Below are 17,385 nucleotides of genomic sequence, written 5' to 3'. Positions count from 1 at the left end.
TCACAAGACGAACAACGAACGTTCGCCGGGGGGAAACTTACGGGATGGATACGAGGCAAAGGGCCAGCTTGATGGTGGAGCGGATCCGCGCGTTGATGCGTCAGCAAGGTATGAACGATGCCGATCTGGCGCGCAAGACGGGAGTGTCGCCCGCGACGCTTAGTCGCGTGCTTTCGATGGCGACAGAGGATCCGCGGATCAGCACCATTTTGGCGGTTGCCGATGCGCTCGGATCCACGGTGGGCTATCTACTGCAAAGCGAGCGCGCCTATCCCATTCCGATTCTCGGTTGGGACGAGGTCCTCGAGTTCGCGCGCGGTCAGCGCGACGTTGCGCGCAAAACGCAGTGGCTGACGGTCGACACGCCGCGTCGGCCCGGTACGTTCGCTGTCCGTACCACGCCGTCGATGGCGCCGCGCTTTCGTGAGGGATCGATCGTGGTGGTCGAGCCGGGCATCGCGCTTCGCGATGCGCAGGTAGCCGCTGCCGCGGTTCACGGCGGCTCGCCTGCTTTGCATCGCGTAGTGGTGGACGGGACGTTCGCCTGGCTCAAAAGCCTGGACCCGAAGCGCGCGGAAACGGTCAATGCGCTGAGCGATGCCGTGACGTTGCTGGGCATCGTCACGGAGTCGCGCTTGATCAATCCCTGAACGAGAAGGGATTGAAGTTCGTGTGATAGTCGTAGTAGTCGACTTTGTCGATTCTCTTCAGTCGGATCGACACGGTCGTCACGGCAGGCAGCAGCACGAGCTCGTAAATCAGCTTCACGAATATTTGAATACCGATCATCGTGAACACGACGTTTTGCGGCAGTCTGCCCCAGAACAAAATCATGCAGAACAAGGTGCTGTCGATCACGATCGCAACGAACGTACTGCAGACGACGCGGGCCCATAGATAGCTGCCCGCGGTCGCGATCTTCAGCTTGGCAAGGAATGTCGTATTGATGAACTCGCCGCAAAAATACGCGACCGTGGAGGCCACGAACGTACGGGCGAATTCGAGGGCAAGCGCCGGATAGGCCGCGGCCAGCGTCGGGTTTTGCGCCTCCCAGCTCGGCAATCCAGGCGGCAGCGACAGCAGCCAGGTGCCGATCACGAACATCAGATTGACCGCGAGGCCACCCCAAATCACCATGCGGCTCACGCGATATCCATACACCTCGGTAATAATCGTGCTGAACGCGTAGGTCATCGGAAAGGCGATCAACGCAGCCGGGATGCCGACCGCGGTAGGTCCGGCGAACGGCAACCAATCGAGTTTGACTTCGATGACGCGCGCGCCGGTGACGTTCGACAGCATGAGAAAGCCGACGTAGACGAGCGCGAGCAGCAGTACAGCCGGCGTTAGCTGATGCTTGCGGACCGGGAAGTACGAGAGCGGAACGAGTTGGTCCGTGTAGGTTGCCGCGTTCAAAAAACCGATGTGCGCGACGTCCTCGCGCGAGAACTTCTCGAGCCAACTCTTTTTATTGAGTTCGCGCGGAGACACCTTGAAGGTGGTCCCCGAGTCGCGCACGCGCACGAGGACCAGCGGCTCCGCGTTTTCCGCCGACGGCTCGATAACGGCCTCGATTTCGTGTGAAGCGTTTTCCATGGTGGGGTCGCTCGCGGCGTTCATTGTCGGATCAAGCGGGAATTCGACACCTGTTGCACGGGCTCGCTGCCGCGGATCGGATTGATGTCGATTCCACCGCGGCGCGTATAGCGCGCCGAAACCGTCAGCCGCGCCGGCTTGCAGAACGTTTGGATGTCCTTGAAGATTCGCTCGACGCACTGTTCGTGGAATTCCTCGTGATCTCGGAACGACACGACATACTTCAGCAGTCCCGCACGATCGATACGCGGGCCTTCATATGCGACGCAAACGGTACCCCAATCGGGTTGTCCGGTCACCAAACAGTTCGATTTCAATAAGTTCGAGTAGAGCGTTTCGCTGACACGGTCCTCATGCGTCGTGAGTACCTGCGGATCGACGGTGAATTGGTCGATGGTGACGTCTTGTTCATCGATCGAGAGGCCTTCCGGCTGGCTGATCCGTAGCGCGGAGGCGCGTTCCAACGGCTCCAGCGTGACCGAGACGGGGGCGCCCGCGCAACGCGACAAATCGACCGCCGCAATGCGTTCGACTTCCGCTTGGCTCTCGAAGCGCGTGTTGTTGAACGTATTGAAGTAAAGCTTCATCGACTTCGATTCGATCACGTTCGGCGAGGCGCACGGCACGACGATCGTGGCGACGGCGACACGCGGTACGCCGCGCGGCGTAAGCCACGATACCTCGTAATGATTCCATACGTCGACGCCGAAAAACGGCAGGTCGCCGGTAATCCCGATTTCCGCCCGCTTGATGGAGCGGGGTATGGCAAAAAGCTTGTCGGGATTATAGGTGGATTCGTACTTCGATTGTTTCCCCAATTCCATTGGGGCTGGGTTCGATATCGAATTCATATTTTCGATTTGGGACTTTTGGTATTTACTCTTCGAACGAAGGAGATCGAATGACGAGGCAGACGAACGCTTCATACGAGCCACGCTGTGTGGCTATCCTCGGAAGCAGCCTAGCGATGATACTTCATGTGAGGCGCTGTCCGTATCCAATCGTTTGCAAGAAGCGCACGAAAACAGACTCGTCGGTATCTCTCGTCAGAGCCGGTTCCAACGAACCTAACAAAGTTGATAGTTTCATTCAGTCTGATCTTTCGGTATTCTGCGATTTAACGCTAGTCGTTGCATATTTGCAATACATCGACCGGCACCCTCTATCGCTTTCTTGACCGAAAGCGTACGAGCTCTCACGACACGGATCGCCCAATGCCGTGTCCCCGCCTGCGTGGTATGGAATTCGTCCTCGGATGCAGGCGGTCTCGCCGCGCCTTCTCGCGTTCGGTCGCGGGGCGCGGCTTCTTTCCCCTATCGACTTCCAAAACCCGCCGGTGCCGCCGAGCCCCGCAGCCCTCGACGTCGTGGCCATGAGTCGTTTTCTGGCAGACTTGTCCGGCTACCTTTTTCGCATATCGTGACAGCGCTTCGCTAGTTACTTCAGGGGGTCATACTCGGACCGTACCTTGGCCCGGACGCAAACCGCTCGGAGAGCGAACGCCATGGACAGGACGAGTCGGGCGGCCGGTATGTCGCCGCACGAACATTGGGAATTGGAAACACTCGGCGAGACCGCGGCAGCGGCGGCGCCAAGCGCGCCGGCAACAGGGCAGCAGCGCGATGCGACCCGCTTCGGCGATGGCTTGAAACGGTTGCCGGACAAACTGCGCGATATCGGCACGCGTGACTTCGAGGTCACCAGCCCGTTTTACAGTGGCCGCCGTTTCGGTAAGGCATTCGTTACGCCGAACTCGAGCGCGACCGCGACGATCTCGGCGAGCGCATCCTCGGTGACGGCGCCGGCGTCCGGTCGTGAGACGGTTCAAAGCGCCGCCACGTCTTCTCGGCGTACCGATGCCGATATGGGACGTGCCATCGATGCGTTCGGTCCCACGGAGCGCACGACGATCGCCGATGCGGCGCATGCGCGCGCGCGGGCCGCATTGGGTACCGAGGCGGCCTATTTTGCCGAGGCATCGAAACGATTCAAAACCACCGGCTCGAACGGCGCCCCGTCCGCCGAGGGGGCGGCGAATGCGCGGGCGCTGGCGCTGCGGATTGCACAAACGTTTGGTGTTCCGGCTCCGGCTGCGGCGCCGAGCGCCGGTCCCGGCGAACTCGCCTATTCCGACGCGCTCACATGCGCCGAGGCAATTGCATCGGCAACGGGCGGGGATGTCGCCTTGGCCAATGACGTGCTGGACCGTCTCCAACAAGGTCTAGATCTCGCCAATCCGGCATCCGGGTCCGCATCGACTCCAAGGTCGCAGGACATCGAACGCGGCGCTTGGCGAGCGGCGCAGGTCATGGCCCAAACGACCAACGGCTATGAAGCGTTACGCCGCGTGGCCGGTTCGGCATGGCCGCAAGGCGAGGGCGTCAAGTATGCGCCGCGGGTATGGTTGCGCGCGGGCGACGCGATCGCCCGGGCTTCGGGCCGGGGCGCGCGTCCGATCGAAACGATGCGGCAGGCCCATCGCTGGCTGACCGACCCTGCCGCCGATCCGACCCAGCGCCATTTGGGCACGATGGCTTTGGCCGCGGCCAAGCTATGGCGCGCGGACAACCTCGCGGCGCTTACGCCGGCCGAAACGGGCGCCGTATTCGCGGGCCGCAACGACTACATGACCGATGGCCCGGGAACCGCATTCGCGAAGGTGAAGTCGCGCTTGTTCAAGACGATCGAGACGTCGATTCCTCGTGCGTCGGGCTCGCGCTGGAAGACGGCGCTGCCGCGAGTAATAGGCAAACAAAAGACCGCGTTCGCCGCGTTGGACAAGGGCATTCATAGCGCCCACCTCGACATTGTCGAGAAGGAACGCGCCGCCTTGCAGGCGTCGACACGAGGCGTCCTCGACGCACTGGCGGCCGAGCAGGGCACGGACGGCTCCGAGGCCGATCGCACGCGCTCGCTCGATGCGATCGTCGCTCGAATGCGGGAAACCGGCGGGGATGCGGTATCCGTCTTGGTGGAGCGCGCGGAGATCGGGCATTGGGCGAATCGGCCTGACGCCGCCTACGGAGATAAGCTCGGCGACGCCGATTTCGACGCGATTGCGCGCAGCGTCCGACACACGTTCGCACGGCTGCCGATCCCGTCCGGCGCGGCGCCCCCCGAGCAGCGCGAGGCGTGGGTGGCGTTGCGGCGCTTCGCGGCTACCCTGAGGCGCGCCGGCGAGCGCGGCGGCAAGCGCGCATGGGTGCCATTGCGCGAACGGTTGGCGAACGGCGGGGCGGCGCTGGACATCGACAAGCTCGAGGCCCTGGCGGGGCATCTGCCGCATGCGAAGCAGGTTGCCGCGGGAGACTGGAAGAGCCTCGAGCGCATTGCGCGCGCGGCGCCGATCAAGCCGAACGGTCTCGCCCCGGAAGCGCAAAAGGCGGCGCTGGACGAACTGGCCGATACGATGAAGTCCGGGGGCAAAGTCGTACTGGTCGATGGCGGCCAAGTCGGCTTCAGCACGGCGGGTCTTTCCGCCAATGTCGGCAAACTGTTGCACGCGGGCGGCATCGTGGTTTCGCCGCGCCTGAACCTGCGCGTGCGCGGTGGACGTCAAGCATTCGCCGAATATGGCCGGCGCACGGCCTGCTTTTATTTCACGGCCGGCTCGCAGGATCGCGTTGCGTTCGATGCGGGGGCCGGGATACAGGTCGGCGGCGACTATCTGATCGTTCGAGCCGGCGTGACGGCCAATGTCGTCGCTTATCAAACCGACCGGTTGAATCGCAATGCTTTCTCGCTGATCGTCGCGCGTCGGATGAAAGCGGACGGAAGCGGCTTCGACGACAAACGGTTGCAGGAGGGCATGCATGCGGTCAACACCTTTATGTTCGATCACGCGCGCGATGGCGATCTCCCCGACGAGGACGCGGCGTGGCAAGCACTGGCGCAACGCTTCCTGGAAAACGACGATTTCTCGGTGGTGTGGAACGAACAGCACCAAAACGAGCGGCGGCACGGCGTGAACGTGTCGGGCGGCGTTAGCTTGAAAGTCTCGGCGGGCGAGATGTCGGCGCGGCTGGGACCGCAATTCGGCTATGCGTACGACTACGCGACGAAGAACGTCGCGGACAGCGTGGATACAGGCGGCACGACGGCCGTGGAAAGCCACCGAAGCGGACGGGGCGGTCGGCATATCGCAAGCGGCGGGCTCAGTACGAGCCTGGGCAATTCGCCGAATGCGACGAAGGATGTCGTAAGTTTCGGCCTGCTGTCGAGCGACTTTCCGATGGTGCGTTACCGGATCCGCGACCGGCAGCACGTCGCGAAGATGTCGCTCGTGCGGGAAGAGGGGAAGCTCGTGCATCGGGTGTCGTATGCCGATACCGAGTTCGCGCATTTCGACGACTATGCGCACGCGATTCGCAACGACGAGCGCTGGGCGCTCATGTTCGGCCTAGACCCGGATAATCCGTCGATGCCGAGCGGTGCCGAGCGCGAAGCCGTCCTGGCCCGCGGACGCGAGCGGATCGAAGCGCACTTGGCCGAGGTGAAGGCCGATCATAAGGACAACCAAATGCTGTTTCATCGATTTCGCCTGCGCGAACACGCCGCGAAACGACTCGACGCCTATGCCGATCGCGCCGCAGCCCTGCGAGCGAACGGCGCGGGCGAGCAGGAAATCGCGCAGTGGGAACGCGACTACGCGGACGTGCTCGCTCGGCCCGATTCGTGGCTGCCCGTCGAATTCAAGGTCTACGAGCGAGTGGGACGGCAAAGCAGCCCGGGTATCAACTTCGGGGTGCGTGCGACCGTCGAAAACAGTGCGACGGCCGAGCGTGAATTGGTTTCGATGATTCACAAGCCGCTTCAGATCGACGCGATCGATCGGATTTGGCCGCGCGAGGAGCCGCATCGCTGATGACGATGCGATACCGCGCGTAGCGAGACACCGGCCCTATGGCTGTCCTTTTCCGCCCATCGCCCCGTAGATTTGGCCGGTGATGTAGCTCGCTTCGCTAGAGGCGAGCAGCACATAAACCGGCGCGAGTTCGGCCGGCTGGCCGGGGCGTTTCATCGGCACTTGCTCACCGAACTTTTGCACGTTTTCGGTGGTTTGACCGCCGGTGACTTGCAACGGCGTCCAGAACGGTCCGGGCGCTACCGCGTTGACGCGAATGCCGCGATCGACCATTTGCGTCGCGAGGCACTTCGTGAAGTTCGCGATGGCGGCCTTCGTCATCGCGTAGTCGAGCAGGTTGACCGACGGCTCGTAGGCATTCACGGAAGTGGTGTTGATGATCGCGGAGCCGGGCGGGAGATGCGGGATCGCTGCCTGCGTAATCCAAAACGTCCCATACAGATTCGTGCGCAGCGTCCAATCGAATTGTTCGGTCGTGATATCGAGAATCGAGTTGTGACTTTGCTGGCGTGCGGCGTTGTTGACGAGGATGTCGAGGCCGCCGAGCTTGCGTACCGCATCGTTGACGAGTTGGCGGCAAAACGACTCGTCGCGGATATCGCCGGGTAGCGCAACGGCCTTGCGGCCGGCCGCCTCGATCAACTGCATGACTTCGCGCGCATCGGCCTCCTCGGCCGGCAGATAGCAGATGGCGACGTCGGCGCCTTCGCGGGCATAGGCGATCGCGGCGGCGCGTCCGATGCCGGAGTCGCCGCCCGTGATCAGCGCGCGGCGGCCCGCCAGCTTGCCGGAGCCGCGATAGCTCGTTTCGCCGTGGTCCGGGCGCGGCGTCATTTTGCCGGCGAGACCGGGCCAGGGTTGCGATTGCGCGGGGAAGGGCGGATGCGGGTACAGGCTGCGCGGATCGGGAGGAGTGCCCGTTTCGCCGCGCGGCGCGCCTATCGGCCCATTGGCGCCGGATTGCGCCATCGCATGCCCGGCCATCGCGGTCATCAGGCCGGCGGTCGCGCCCTGCACGAGTTTGCGGCGGGTGGAAGAAATGTCATCGGTCGGCACGATCGATCTCCTATTGCGGATGTCGGCTGACAGCGCCGAGGGTTGTCTCTGGTGCCCTGCAGCAAGGCGAGTGCCCCGTTCGTCGCGCGCTCAGTTCGCCGGGATCGTGACGATCGGCGCTTTGGCGCTCGTATCGGCTTCCGCCAGCGCCATGAGGTCCTGCACGACCGTGAATGCATATTTCGAATCGAAATCATTGCGATCGATCCAATAGGCGGTTCCGTCATATGGGATGGCGACATAGGCGTCGTCGGGCGCCGCCGGTCCGGAATGGACGACGATGGTGGGCCGCGTTTCGCCGCCGATGAGGCCGACTGTCGGCTTCGTGGCGCCGTTTGCGACGCTGGCCGCGGGCACGTCGATTTGCGCGCCGAGATCGGTCAGGATGCCGAGGACGGAACGCGTGAGCAATGCTATGCGTCCCGAAGGGGCGGATTGCCCGTACGTCACTTCATAGCTGCCTGTGTCGCGTGGCAAGTGCAGGAGCTGTTGCAGTAAGCGGCGATCGGATGCCGCGCCGGCGGGCTCGCTGCTATCGTTGGATACGGTGACGACTAGAAACACGTGGTTCGCGCCGTTTTCGTTTCGGAGTTCGACGTTGAGTTCGCCCGCGAGTTGCAGACGGCGCGCTGCATGCAGCAGCTCGAAGAAGCCGGGCGTGCCCGCGCCGCGCGAGCCGCCGAGGGCGGTGCCGTTGAGCAGTCCATTGACCGATTGGGCCGAGATACGGAGCAGCAAATCGATGGGTATGCCGCCTTGCGCTAGCGGTAGTACGAGTGCGGGGGCGAGCGGGCGAATGTAGGCCGCCGCGAACGCATCGCCGGTGGTCGGCGTGAACGTGAACGTCGGGTGATTCGAATATGACATCGAGCCGTTGGCGAGCGCGTAATTCGGCTGCGAGCCGGAGCCCGCGTTCAACGTGGCGCCGGCCGAGGCGTCGAACGTATAGGCCGCGATGATCTGGCTGACGGTTAGGAAGGAGGGGGCGTCCGCGAAGCGGAGCTGCACCATCGAGTCGAGAATGGCGCGTTTTTTTGCCATGCCCAGTGCGCGCGTGTAGTCGACCTGGTCGGCTTTCAGGCGCGCGGGGCCCATATGCGCGCAGGCGGTCAGGAAGCAGGCCGTGAATACGGCAAGTAGGAAGCGGGGATAGAGAGTCATTCCGGATGCGGGCGGGAATGGAGGCAACGCGGGGCGGCGCAGGATATGTGCCTGGCGGCGGTCATCACTTATGGTCACGCGAGCGCCTGCCCCGGTCAGCTCTTGCTTTTCTGATCTCCTTACCTTAAAGTAAGGAAATTAGGAGGTATCGCCATGACCACAGCAACCATTACTTCCAAGGGCCAGGTCACCATCCCGGTGGACGTGCGCAATCAGCTTGGCGTCCAATCGGGCGACCGGATCGAATTCAGCTTCAACGAGGCGACCGGCCGGTATGAACTCTATCCGGCCACGCGCTCGCTTGCATCGCTCAGGGGCATCGTGAAGAAGCCACGGAAACCGGTGTCCATCGAGGACATGAACCGGGCCATCGCCGAACAGGGGGCGGCCGCGCGATGATCGGACTAGATACAAACGTCTTGGTCCGTTATTTCGCGCAGGATGACGCCGCGCAGTCCAAAAAGGCGACGGCGCTGATCGAATCGCTGTCGGCCGAACGGCCGGGGTACGTTTCGCAGGTCGCGCTGATCGAAGTCGTATGGGTGCTCGGGCGCTGCTACGACGTTGAGCGTGAGCAGATCAAGGACATCATCGACTCGATGATCGGCACGAAGGAATTGGTCGTTGAAGCTGCCGACACGGTTCGAAAGGCGCTTCGTGTTTTCGCGGCGTCAGCGAAGGCCGATTTCGCGGACTGCCTGATCGAGCGTTCGGGGCATGTCGCGCAATGTGAGTACACGGCGACTTTTGACGCGACTGCCTCGAAAGTGGCAGGGATGCAGTTGATTAAGTAGATCGGGGCGAAAGCCGATAAGTTTAAGTTCGTATAGGCCGGATAACCATCCAAAACGAATATGACCCATCCAAATGCGGCGCTGATCGAGCGGTTTTACGAAGCGTTCCAGCGGCGCGACGCGGAGACGATGGCGTCGTGCTACGCGCCGGACATCGTTTTCAGCGACCCGGTATTCGGCGAACTCCATGGCGACGAAGTCCGCGATATGTGGCGCATGCTCGTGTCCCGCGCCCAAGAATTTGCCTTGACCTATAGCGGCGTAAGCGCCGACCAAAACGGCGGTAGCGCACGCTGGATCGCAAGCTACCTCTTTGGCCAGACGGGTAAGAAAGTGGTCAACCGAATCGAAGCGCGGTTCGTCTTTCGCGACGGACTGATCGTCGAGCATCGCGACCGGTTCGACTTATGGCGATGGGCCGCGCAGGCTTTGGGAGCGAAGGGCACATTGTTGGGCTGGACGCCCTTCGTTCAGAACGCAATTCGCGCGCAAGCCAAGCGCGGGCTCTCCGCCTGGAGAGCCAAGGCGACATAGCGAACATTAAGCGATTGCAGAACGGGCTGTAATCCGAGAATATAGGGCGTGGAAACAAAAAAAGACATCATGGCCATTCCGGGGCAGTTTCGTATTGCCGGCATCGTTGTTGCCGTTTTCCTCGCACTTGCCGTTATCCGTGGCTGTTTCGTGACAGTGGGGCCGGGGCAGCGGGGCGTCCTGATGACGTGGGGCGCAGTCGAGCCCGGTGTGCTCGATCCCGGGTTGCATTTGAAGGCGCCGCTCGTGCAGTCTGTCGCGAAGATGGACGTACAGGTGCAAAACTCTCAGGACGCGGAAACCGCGGCCAGCCTCGATCTACAAGACGTAACGACCACCGTCGCAACGAACTGGCACATCCTGCCGGCTGATGCGGAATGGGTCTATCAACACATCGGGAACGAAGCCGCGCTGGTCGTCAAGATCATCAAGCCCGCGATCAGCAACTCGGTGAAGGCGGTGACGGCTCACTACAACGCGGAAGATTTGATCACGCATCGCGATCAAGTGCGGGGGCAAATCGAGGCGCAAATTACGAGCGAACTCAAACCTTATCGGCTGGTCGTGGATTCGGTGAATATCACCGATTTCCATTTCAGTTCACAGTTCGCGCAAGCCATCGAGCAAAAGCAGGTTGCGCAGCAGCGCGCGCAACAAGCGCAATACGAACTGCAAAAGGCCAAGGTGGTCGCCGAGCAACGGATCGTCGAAGCAAACGCACAGGCGCAAGCGCAAAAGCTGCTTCAGCAGACGATCACGCCCGAGATCATTCAGCAGCAAGCAGTCGCGAAGTGGGATGGCCACTTGCCGGAGGTAATCGGGAGCAATGGGGTGCTCCCGATGCTGGGCAACCTTGCGCTGGGACGCGGCAGCGAGAGCAAGAGCCGCGAGTGAGTGCGTTCACGCTTCGCGCGGTTTTCCGGTTTCCCGGTCAGTGATGTTTAAACATCGAGCGCGACGGCATCGCATTCGAGGTCATGCCGCCGCCCGATTGCATCGTACCATCCGCGCCGCCGCCGAATCCGCTATTGGGTGCGCCCGCGGCGCCGTTGCCGTCTTGCGCGGCACGCCGGGCTTGCGCCGACTGAATATCGGCAGGATAGTGAATCGTGCTCGGTCTATAGCCGTCTTGTCTCAGTTGCGTGAGTTGGTTCATGACTTGCTCGTGCGTCGGCGGCTCGTTCGATGTTTGGGCGAACGCCGCGGCGGGTATGAGCGTGAACGCGACAGCAAGGGTTCGAAACGAGGACTTCATGATCGGCACCTCCTTTACATGGGTAGCTGTCGGCATCGATTGCCTACAGCCTTCATGAGGAGTCTGCTCGACCAAGCTTAAGAATGGGTTAACCGGTGCACGCGATCGAAGCCGCGGGTTGTAAAAGGCTGTAACCGGAAACAACGCGGCCGCGCGATGCATGGCCGCGCGGCCGCGAGAAACTACAGCGTGTCGTATCGCTTCAAGCCGGCGTCAGCGACTCGCCGACCACGCGCACATGTTCGCCCGGCTCGAACTGCGGCTGCGTCGCGTACGTGAAGTTGCGGTAGCTGCCGTCTTGCATCCGCACTTGGACTTGATACGAGGTCGCCTTACGCACTTCGTGCTCGATGCCGTTGCCCGCGAGGCCGCCTCCGACGGCGCCCGCAATCGTCGCGAGCGTGCGGCCGCGGCCGTTGCCGATTTGATTACCGAGCAGGCCGCCGGCAATGGCGCCGCCGACGGCGCCGATACCGGTCGTCGGCTCCGGCGCTTGCGTTGCATTGACGGCGACGACCTCCCCGGCGTTCGGATCGTATGCAGGGCTGCGCGAAGCCGTGGAGCGATAAGAATTATCGGCATCGCGGTAGCCGGCTTCCTGCGACGGCGCCGTTCTTTCGATACGATGATGCGGCCTCGGCTCGTTGGCAACGCGATCGCTTTCGGTATGCGGCGCGCGATAAACAGGTGCAGTAGTTGACGGGGCGCTCGCCACTTGCCCGATTTGCATGGCGGCGGATGCGCCTTGCTCGGGCGGCGCCGAAACGGCATGCGACGTCGGGAGCCATCCGGTAATGGCGGCGATTCCGGTTGCGCTGACGAGGATGACGGCGACGGCTGCGCCGGCGATCAACGGATGGATGCGGTTGCTTTGCGGATTCGACGGCAGGTTGGCATTCATAGCAAACTCCTTACGAGGATGTCCCCAAAAACGCGACCGGGCCCCTCGCGGTGGACAGCGTATTGGTGACATTTGTAAGGAGATGTAGTGCGGGGCTGCGTACGCAGGCTGCTTGATTGGCCGCGGTGCGGCAAGCCGGTCGCGCGTCAGCTCACGGATTGATGGGCTTCGGCCAATTCGATCCGATTGCGCCCCGCCGCTTTAGCGCGATACAACGCGATGTCGGCCGCATGCGAGAGTTCGTCCGGCGCGAGCGTTTCATCGCGCGTCATCGCGGCACAACCGGCGCTGATGGTCACGCGCCCGGAAGGGGCCGGTGTCTCGAGGTCCAAACGCAGTACGGCTTGGCGCGCTCGCTCGGCGACTTCCAGTGCGCCGCGCAAGTCCGTGTCCGGCAGAACGATCACAAACTCTTCGCCGCCGTACCGTGCGACGAAGCTGGCCGGAGACGGCAGTATGCCCTCCAGCGCGCGCGTCACGGCGATCAAGCACGTATCGCCCTTCAAGTGTCCGAAGGCGTCGTTGTACTGCTTGAAATGGTCGACGTCCACGATGACGAGCGACAGTGACTGGTTCGTCTGTTTTGCGCGATCGAATTCCTTCGGATACTGGGTGTCGAAATATAGGCGGTTATAAACCCCCGTCAACCCGTCATGCACCGACGTTTGCAGTAACGATGTGTGGGCGTCGAACAGCCGCCGGTAAAGCAGGCAAACCTCCCAAACAAGCAGGCCGACGACAGCTCCCGGAGCGAGCATGCTAAAGATTCGGGCGACATACCAACCGACGCTAAATTGCGCCATGCTCATGAAATTGAGCGTGGTATCGACTAGGCACGCCAGCATCGCGATCAACAGCCATTGATCGAGCAGGGCACGCATCCGCCCGGACAGTACGACCGTCAGCAACGCCAAGACGTTAAGCACCCATGTAATCAACGCGGTGGAGCCGTGCGCAAACACTTGCCCTCGCGAGAGCGGGTGAAACGCCGGCGGCAGCCCTGCGTAGAGCGCCACGAGGCACAGGCCGGCGCCGAGGGCAATCGGGCCCCCGACGAGCCACCATGTCCAGGGTCCGGCTTGCGCGGAGTCAACCGATGCCGGCCCCCAAACGCGACGCAGCAATGCCGCCTCCATGACGAAGAGCGCAAACCCAGCGTGCCAAAACGTCCACATCCATGCGGAGGTATGCGGCCCCGCACCCAAGAGTCCGGTTGCCGTAAACACACCGGGGAACGTCAACAATTGCACGGCCACCGCCAGCGCAACGAACGCGTATGCGCCGGCCAACGCGGCCAAGGCCGGTTGCCGTGTAGCGGTAAATTGGGCGGTCAGCAGAAACGCTGCGATCGCCGCGGTCGTAAAGACCGTCAGCGCGCACATGGGCATAAACGGGCCGACGGCGCGAAGCGGCGCGCTAGCCTGCGGCGCCGCGACGACGAAGACAAGCAAAATCAGCACTGCCGATAGCCCGACTACGACGGTTTGTCTTCGCGTGGCCCGTTGCGTGAGGAGACTATCCATGAATCGTTACCTGCATGTCGTTATTCGTAAGAATAAACAAGATAGTATCGATCGCGGCGCAATACATAGTGTTTCCGGCGGCAAGACCCGCGGTTCCGTGGCCGCGCGAGTCGTGGGCGCGCTCAGTAGCGTAAATAGCGCGCGCGTGTCGGCGCGAAGCGCGCGGTGGTTTCGCTTTCTATCGTTTCGACGGCCCCGAGACCGGCGCCCGAGTTCACCGCGTCCCAAACGGCATCCGAGCCGATCGACGCGCGCGTCGCCGCTAAATCGAACTGACTGCGGTATAGCGCATGCAGCGTGACGAGCAATGCGACCCCAAGCCGCCCGGGCGCCGGCGGCATGTCCGCGCGCGATATCGCGATGCCGTGGCATTGCTGCCCTCGATAGGCCGATTCGGTCGGGACGAAATCGATCGGCGCGATGCGCACGCCCAAGTGCAACGCGTCGAGCGCCGCCGCGAGTTGCGGACCGTCGATCCAAGGCGCACCGATCCATTCGAAGGGATGCGTCGTCCCGCGGCCGACGCTTAAATTCGCCCCTTCGATCATTCCCACGTCGGGATACAAATCGAGTTGCGCCTCGGTCCGTAAGTTGGGCGAGGGCGGCACCCATCCGAGTCCCGTATCGGCGAAGCGCATCGAGCGCGAATAGCCTTGCATCGCAACGACCCGCAAGTCGGCCTGAAGTCGCCGCTCGCCGTTAAAAAGCGATGCCAACTCGCCGACGCTCATCCCCGGCACCAACGGCAGCGGGAAATACCCCGTGAACGACTCGCGGCCGGGGTCGAGCAGTGGGCCGCCGAACCGATCGCCGCCGAGCGGGTTGGGCCGATCGAGTACGAACAGAGGGATACCCTTGCGGGCGGCCGCCTCGAGCGCATAGCCCAGCGTGGTTTCGTACGTGAAAAACCGCACGCCGGCGTCTTGTAGGTCGAATAGGAGGGCGTCGAGGCCATCGAGCGAATCGGCTGGAAAGCGCTGCGTCGCGCCATATAGACTGCGAACGGCGATACCCGTTGCCGGGTCGATGGAATCGCCGAGCGGCGCGTCGAGATCCGTGCCGAGCCCATGTTCGGGCGCAAAGATTCCGGCCAGATGCACGCCGGGCGCATTCGCCAATACATCGATCGTCCGACGTCCATTCGCATCGAATCCCGAGCGATTCGTCACGAGCCCGACGCGAAGCCCCGCGATAGGAGCGAACCTCTGCGCCTCGAGTACGTCGATCCCGGTGCGAACGGGGCCGGCGGCGAGCGGCAGCCGCAGCCCGGCCGTGACGGCAGGCTCGATGCCCGGTAACGTCGCAGTCATCTCCCGCACGGACAGCGCCGTATGCTGGCTCGCGAACCACGCAACGACTTGCGCGCGCAGCGGCTTTGCATCGCCGCGATCGTCGGGATGGACGCGATTCGTGAGAACGACGATGAATCGCTTCGATACCAGATCGATCCACAGCGCGGTCCCGGTATAGCCCGTATGCGTCAGCGTGCCGTACGCCGGTAAGCGATCGCGGTTGGACACGAGCGGCGCATCGAGCGCCCAGCCGAGTCCTCGTTCCTGCTCGGGCGGCGAGCGAACGAGAGCGGGCACCGCGAGCGAAGCGACGGTCTCCGATTTCAAAATGCGCCTTCCGTCCAGATCACCATCGTTCAGCAGCATGCGCGCGAACCGGGCAAGATCGTCGCCCGTCGAGAACAGTCCCGCATTGCCGGACACGCCGCCCATGCGCTCGGCCGTCGGATCGTGCACCCGGCCTCGGCGCATCCCGCTGCGATCGGGCGTCGTGGGTGCGGTGCGCGCCATACGCGACAGGTCGAGCCGGAATCGCGTGTCGCGCATGTGGAGCGGGGCGAACAGGTGGGCTTCGCAGTAGCCGTCCAGCGATTCGTGCGAGACGCGGCGGATCAACTCGCCGAGCACGACGAAGTTGATGTCGCTATAGATGACGCGCTCCCCCGGCGGCGCACGTAACGGCTCGGCGATGACCTCCGCCAGGACGCCCGCGCGCGTTTGCGCGCGCTTTCCCAGCGGCAGGTCGGGCGCGAAGCCCGAGGTATGCGTCAAGAGCTCGCGCACTGTCACCGTCGACTTGCCGTTCGCCGCGAACGCGGGCCAGTAGCGCATGACCGGTGCGTCGAGCGCGATCCGATGCGTTTCGGCGAGCTGCATGATCGCGGTCGTCGTGGCGACGACCTTGGTCAACGAGGCAACGTCGAACTCGGTATCGATCGCCATCGGTTCGGCGACCGGCGTGACCGCGCGGCTACCGAATGCTTGCCGGTAGGAGACGCCGTCCCTATCGCCCGCGACGATGAGGGCCCCCGAGATGCGCCTTGAGGCGATTTCACCGTCGACGATCCGCGTCAATTCATGGTTCGCCGACGAACGCTCCGGGTCCGCGAGCTCGGCGCCCGCGCAGACTGCGCTGCCTGCCAGCAGGATGCTCGCGTAGAGGCGAACGATGATTAACGCGGCAAGTCGGCCGCGTCGTATCGGTTGCGCGGATTCCATAGCATCCACCCATCGGTGCCCGCTTCGTCGGCTGCCTTGGTCTGTGCCCGAATGGCGGTGGCATCGAATTCGCGTCGATCGAAGGCGTAATCGCGAAACGCCTGCAACCAAGGACGAAAACGCACGCCGGGCAGCCCCGTCCTTTGCTTCGCTTCATGCAACGAGCGGCGCACGATCTGTTCCGGATCGGCGACAGGATTCGTGCAGCCCGGTAGTCCCCACGTAAAGCCGGACGGATAAAGCATCGGTGAAATATAGTCCAACGGCGCGCTCAGCGTTTCGAGTTGCTGCCCGATCGCGGTATCGTCGAGATTCCAGCAGACGTACCCGAAGATATCGGCCGAGACGAATACGTTATACGGTGCCAGTCGCGCCCGCGCCGCGTGGAGGAACCCGACGATCGCGGCTGTCCGGTTCTCGCGCGTGTTCGGCTGAGAAAACCGCAAGCCGCCGGCGTCGGGGAAGCGAACGTAATCGAATTGGATTTCGTCGAAGCCGGCACGAGCGGCTTCTTGCGCGACTTCGATATTATGCCGCCAGACGTCCTGCGAGAACGGATCCATCCATTGCAGGTTTTCGCGATCGTGCCACGGGTGGCCCGTCGCGTCGCGCACGGTCCACTCGGGATGCGCCAACGCGAGCGGGTCGTCCTTGAAGACCACGATGCGGGCGATCAAATACAGGCGCCGCCGATGAAGCGCGTCGACGATCGCCTGAAAATCCTTGACCGACGGGGCGTGCTCGCCGACATGCGCGGAGGCGCCGATCGTATCGCGCGCGGCGCTTCGGTAGGGCGTCATGCCGCGATCGCCTTTCATGTCGATGACGAGCGCATTGACGGCGGTGTGATCGGTCAACGCGACCGCGGCATCGCGTAGCGCCGTGTTCGTCACACCGTAGGCGGAAAGATAAACGGCTCGCGGACGGAACGGCGTCAACGCGATCTTGAGCGCCCCGTCCGGCGCGACGGAAGCGGTGGTGCGCAAATAGCCGGGCGCCCTCACCGCGACGGTGGCGGCGCCGTCGTCAAGCGAGAATCGGCCGGCCTCGTCCGCGTGGTGGACGCCTTGCGCGTCCGTGACGATCGCGTGCGCAACGGGGGCGAGCGTTTGCGCATCGACCACGACCCCCGACGTCGATCGCGCCGCGAAGGCGAAGGCGCAGAGGACCAGCATCCCCAACGATACGACA

The 17,385-nt window shown here is 63.1% G+C and carries 15 protein-coding genes; 6 read left to right on the top strand and 9 right to left on the bottom strand.

All coding sequences use genetic code 11. From position 1 onward, the window contains the following. The first annotated feature begins 44 nt into the window (after positions 1–44). Positions 45–650 carry a helix-turn-helix domain-containing protein gene (locus tag DXT59_RS17635; protein WP_116138150.1) on the top strand — a complete coding sequence of 202 codons (606 nt, stop codon included), beginning with the start codon at positions 45–47 and terminating at the stop codon, positions 648–650. Here the strand turns inward: DXT59_RS17635 and DXT59_RS17630 are convergent. After that, positions 640–1,596: a queuosine precursor transporter gene (locus tag DXT59_RS17630; RefSeq protein WP_240324560.1), complete on the bottom strand. Its 957-nt coding sequence runs from the start codon at positions 1,594–1,596 to the stop codon at positions 640–642. The two genes, DXT59_RS17635 and DXT59_RS17630, sit on opposite strands and share 11 nt — an antisense overlap. A gap of 20 nt (positions 1,597–1,616) precedes the next feature. Beyond that, positions 1,617–2,420, bottom strand: a complete 804-nt coding sequence (gene queF / locus DXT59_RS17625; RefSeq protein WP_240324559.1) for an NADPH-dependent 7-cyano-7-deazaguanine reductase QueF — start codon at positions 2,418–2,420, stop codon at positions 1,617–1,619. A gap of 680 nt (positions 2,421–3,100) precedes the next feature. Here queF and DXT59_RS17620 point away from each other — a divergent pair. Next, positions 3,101–6,460, top strand: a complete 3,360-nt coding sequence (locus DXT59_RS17620) for a protein-tyrosine phosphatase family protein (protein ID WP_162878127.1) — start codon at positions 3,101–3,103, stop codon at positions 6,458–6,460. Between the two features lie 36 nt (positions 6,461–6,496). Here the strand turns inward: DXT59_RS17620 and DXT59_RS17615 are convergent, their stop codons facing one another. Then, on the bottom strand, positions 6,497–7,516 hold the full coding sequence (locus tag DXT59_RS17615) for an SDR family oxidoreductase (protein WP_116138146.1): 1,020 nt from the start codon (positions 7,514–7,516) through the stop codon (positions 6,497–6,499). Between the two features lie 90 nt (positions 7,517–7,606). Beyond that, complete coding sequence (locus DXT59_RS17610; protein ID WP_116138145.1) at positions 7,607–8,677, bottom strand: hypothetical protein; 1,071 nt, start codon at positions 8,675–8,677, stop codon at positions 7,607–7,609. A gap of 153 nt (positions 8,678–8,830) precedes the next feature. Here DXT59_RS17610 and DXT59_RS17605 point away from each other — a divergent pair, with 153 nt between their 5' ends. The 4 genes from DXT59_RS17605 to DXT59_RS17590 are packed head-to-tail and all read left to right on the top strand — an operon-like array spanning position 8,831 to position 10,899. Next, complete coding sequence (locus DXT59_RS17605) at positions 8,831–9,076, top strand: AbrB/MazE/SpoVT family DNA-binding domain-containing protein (RefSeq protein ID WP_116138144.1); 246 nt, start codon at positions 8,831–8,833, stop codon at positions 9,074–9,076. Then, positions 9,073–9,471, top strand: coding sequence for a PIN domain-containing protein (locus DXT59_RS17600; RefSeq protein ID WP_116138143.1), 399 nt, complete (start codon positions 9,073–9,075; stop codon positions 9,469–9,471). Before DXT59_RS17605 ends, DXT59_RS17600 begins: the two co-directional genes overlap by 4 nt. A gap of 60 nt (positions 9,472–9,531) precedes the next feature. Then, on the top strand, positions 9,532–10,005 hold the full coding sequence (locus tag DXT59_RS17595) for a nuclear transport factor 2 family protein (protein ID WP_116138142.1): 474 nt from the start codon (positions 9,532–9,534) through the stop codon (positions 10,003–10,005). Between the two features lie 48 nt (positions 10,006–10,053). Then, positions 10,054–10,899 carry a prohibitin family protein gene (locus tag DXT59_RS17590; RefSeq protein WP_162878126.1) on the top strand — a complete coding sequence of 282 codons (846 nt, stop codon included), beginning with the start codon at positions 10,054–10,056 and terminating at the stop codon, positions 10,897–10,899. 37 nt (positions 10,900–10,936) lie between these two features. Here DXT59_RS17590 and DXT59_RS17585 read toward each other — a convergent pair whose 3' ends face one another. The 5 genes from DXT59_RS17585 to DXT59_RS17565 all read right to left on the bottom strand — a co-directional run bounded on the left by DXT59_RS17585 (position 10,937) and on the right by DXT59_RS17565 (position 17,369). Then, positions 10,937–11,260, bottom strand: coding sequence for a DUF4148 domain-containing protein (locus DXT59_RS17585; protein ID WP_116138176.1), 324 nt, complete (start codon positions 11,258–11,260; stop codon positions 10,937–10,939). 202 nt (positions 11,261–11,462) lie between these two features. After that, positions 11,463–12,161 (bottom strand): glycine zipper 2TM domain-containing protein, encoded by a 699-nt coding sequence (locus DXT59_RS17580; RefSeq protein WP_116138140.1) that lies wholly within the window; start codon positions 12,159–12,161, stop codon positions 11,463–11,465. A 146-nt stretch (positions 12,162–12,307) separates the two neighbouring features. Then, positions 12,308–13,684 carry a sensor domain-containing diguanylate cyclase gene (locus DXT59_RS17575; protein WP_116138139.1) on the bottom strand — a complete coding sequence of 459 codons (1,377 nt, stop codon included), beginning with the start codon at positions 13,682–13,684 and terminating at the stop codon, positions 12,308–12,310. 122 nt (positions 13,685–13,806) lie between these two features. Continuing rightward, positions 13,807–16,194: an exo-beta-N-acetylmuramidase NamZ domain-containing protein gene (locus DXT59_RS17570; RefSeq protein WP_116138138.1), complete on the bottom strand. Its 2,388-nt coding sequence runs from the start codon at positions 16,192–16,194 to the stop codon at positions 13,807–13,809. Then, on the bottom strand, positions 16,149–17,369 hold the full coding sequence (locus DXT59_RS17565) for a putative glycoside hydrolase (protein WP_116138137.1): 1,221 nt from the start codon (positions 17,367–17,369) through the stop codon (positions 16,149–16,151). The genes DXT59_RS17570 and DXT59_RS17565 overlap by 46 nt, the downstream gene beginning before the upstream one ends. Positions 17,370–17,385: the final 16 nt, after the last annotated feature.

The organism is Trinickia diaoshuihuensis (genome assembly GCF_003390925.1).
In the GTDB taxonomy this organism is placed as follows: domain Bacteria; phylum Pseudomonadota; class Gammaproteobacteria; order Burkholderiales; family Burkholderiaceae; genus Trinickia; species Trinickia diaoshuihuensis.
This window is presented reverse-complemented; position numbering and strand designations above follow the sequence as displayed.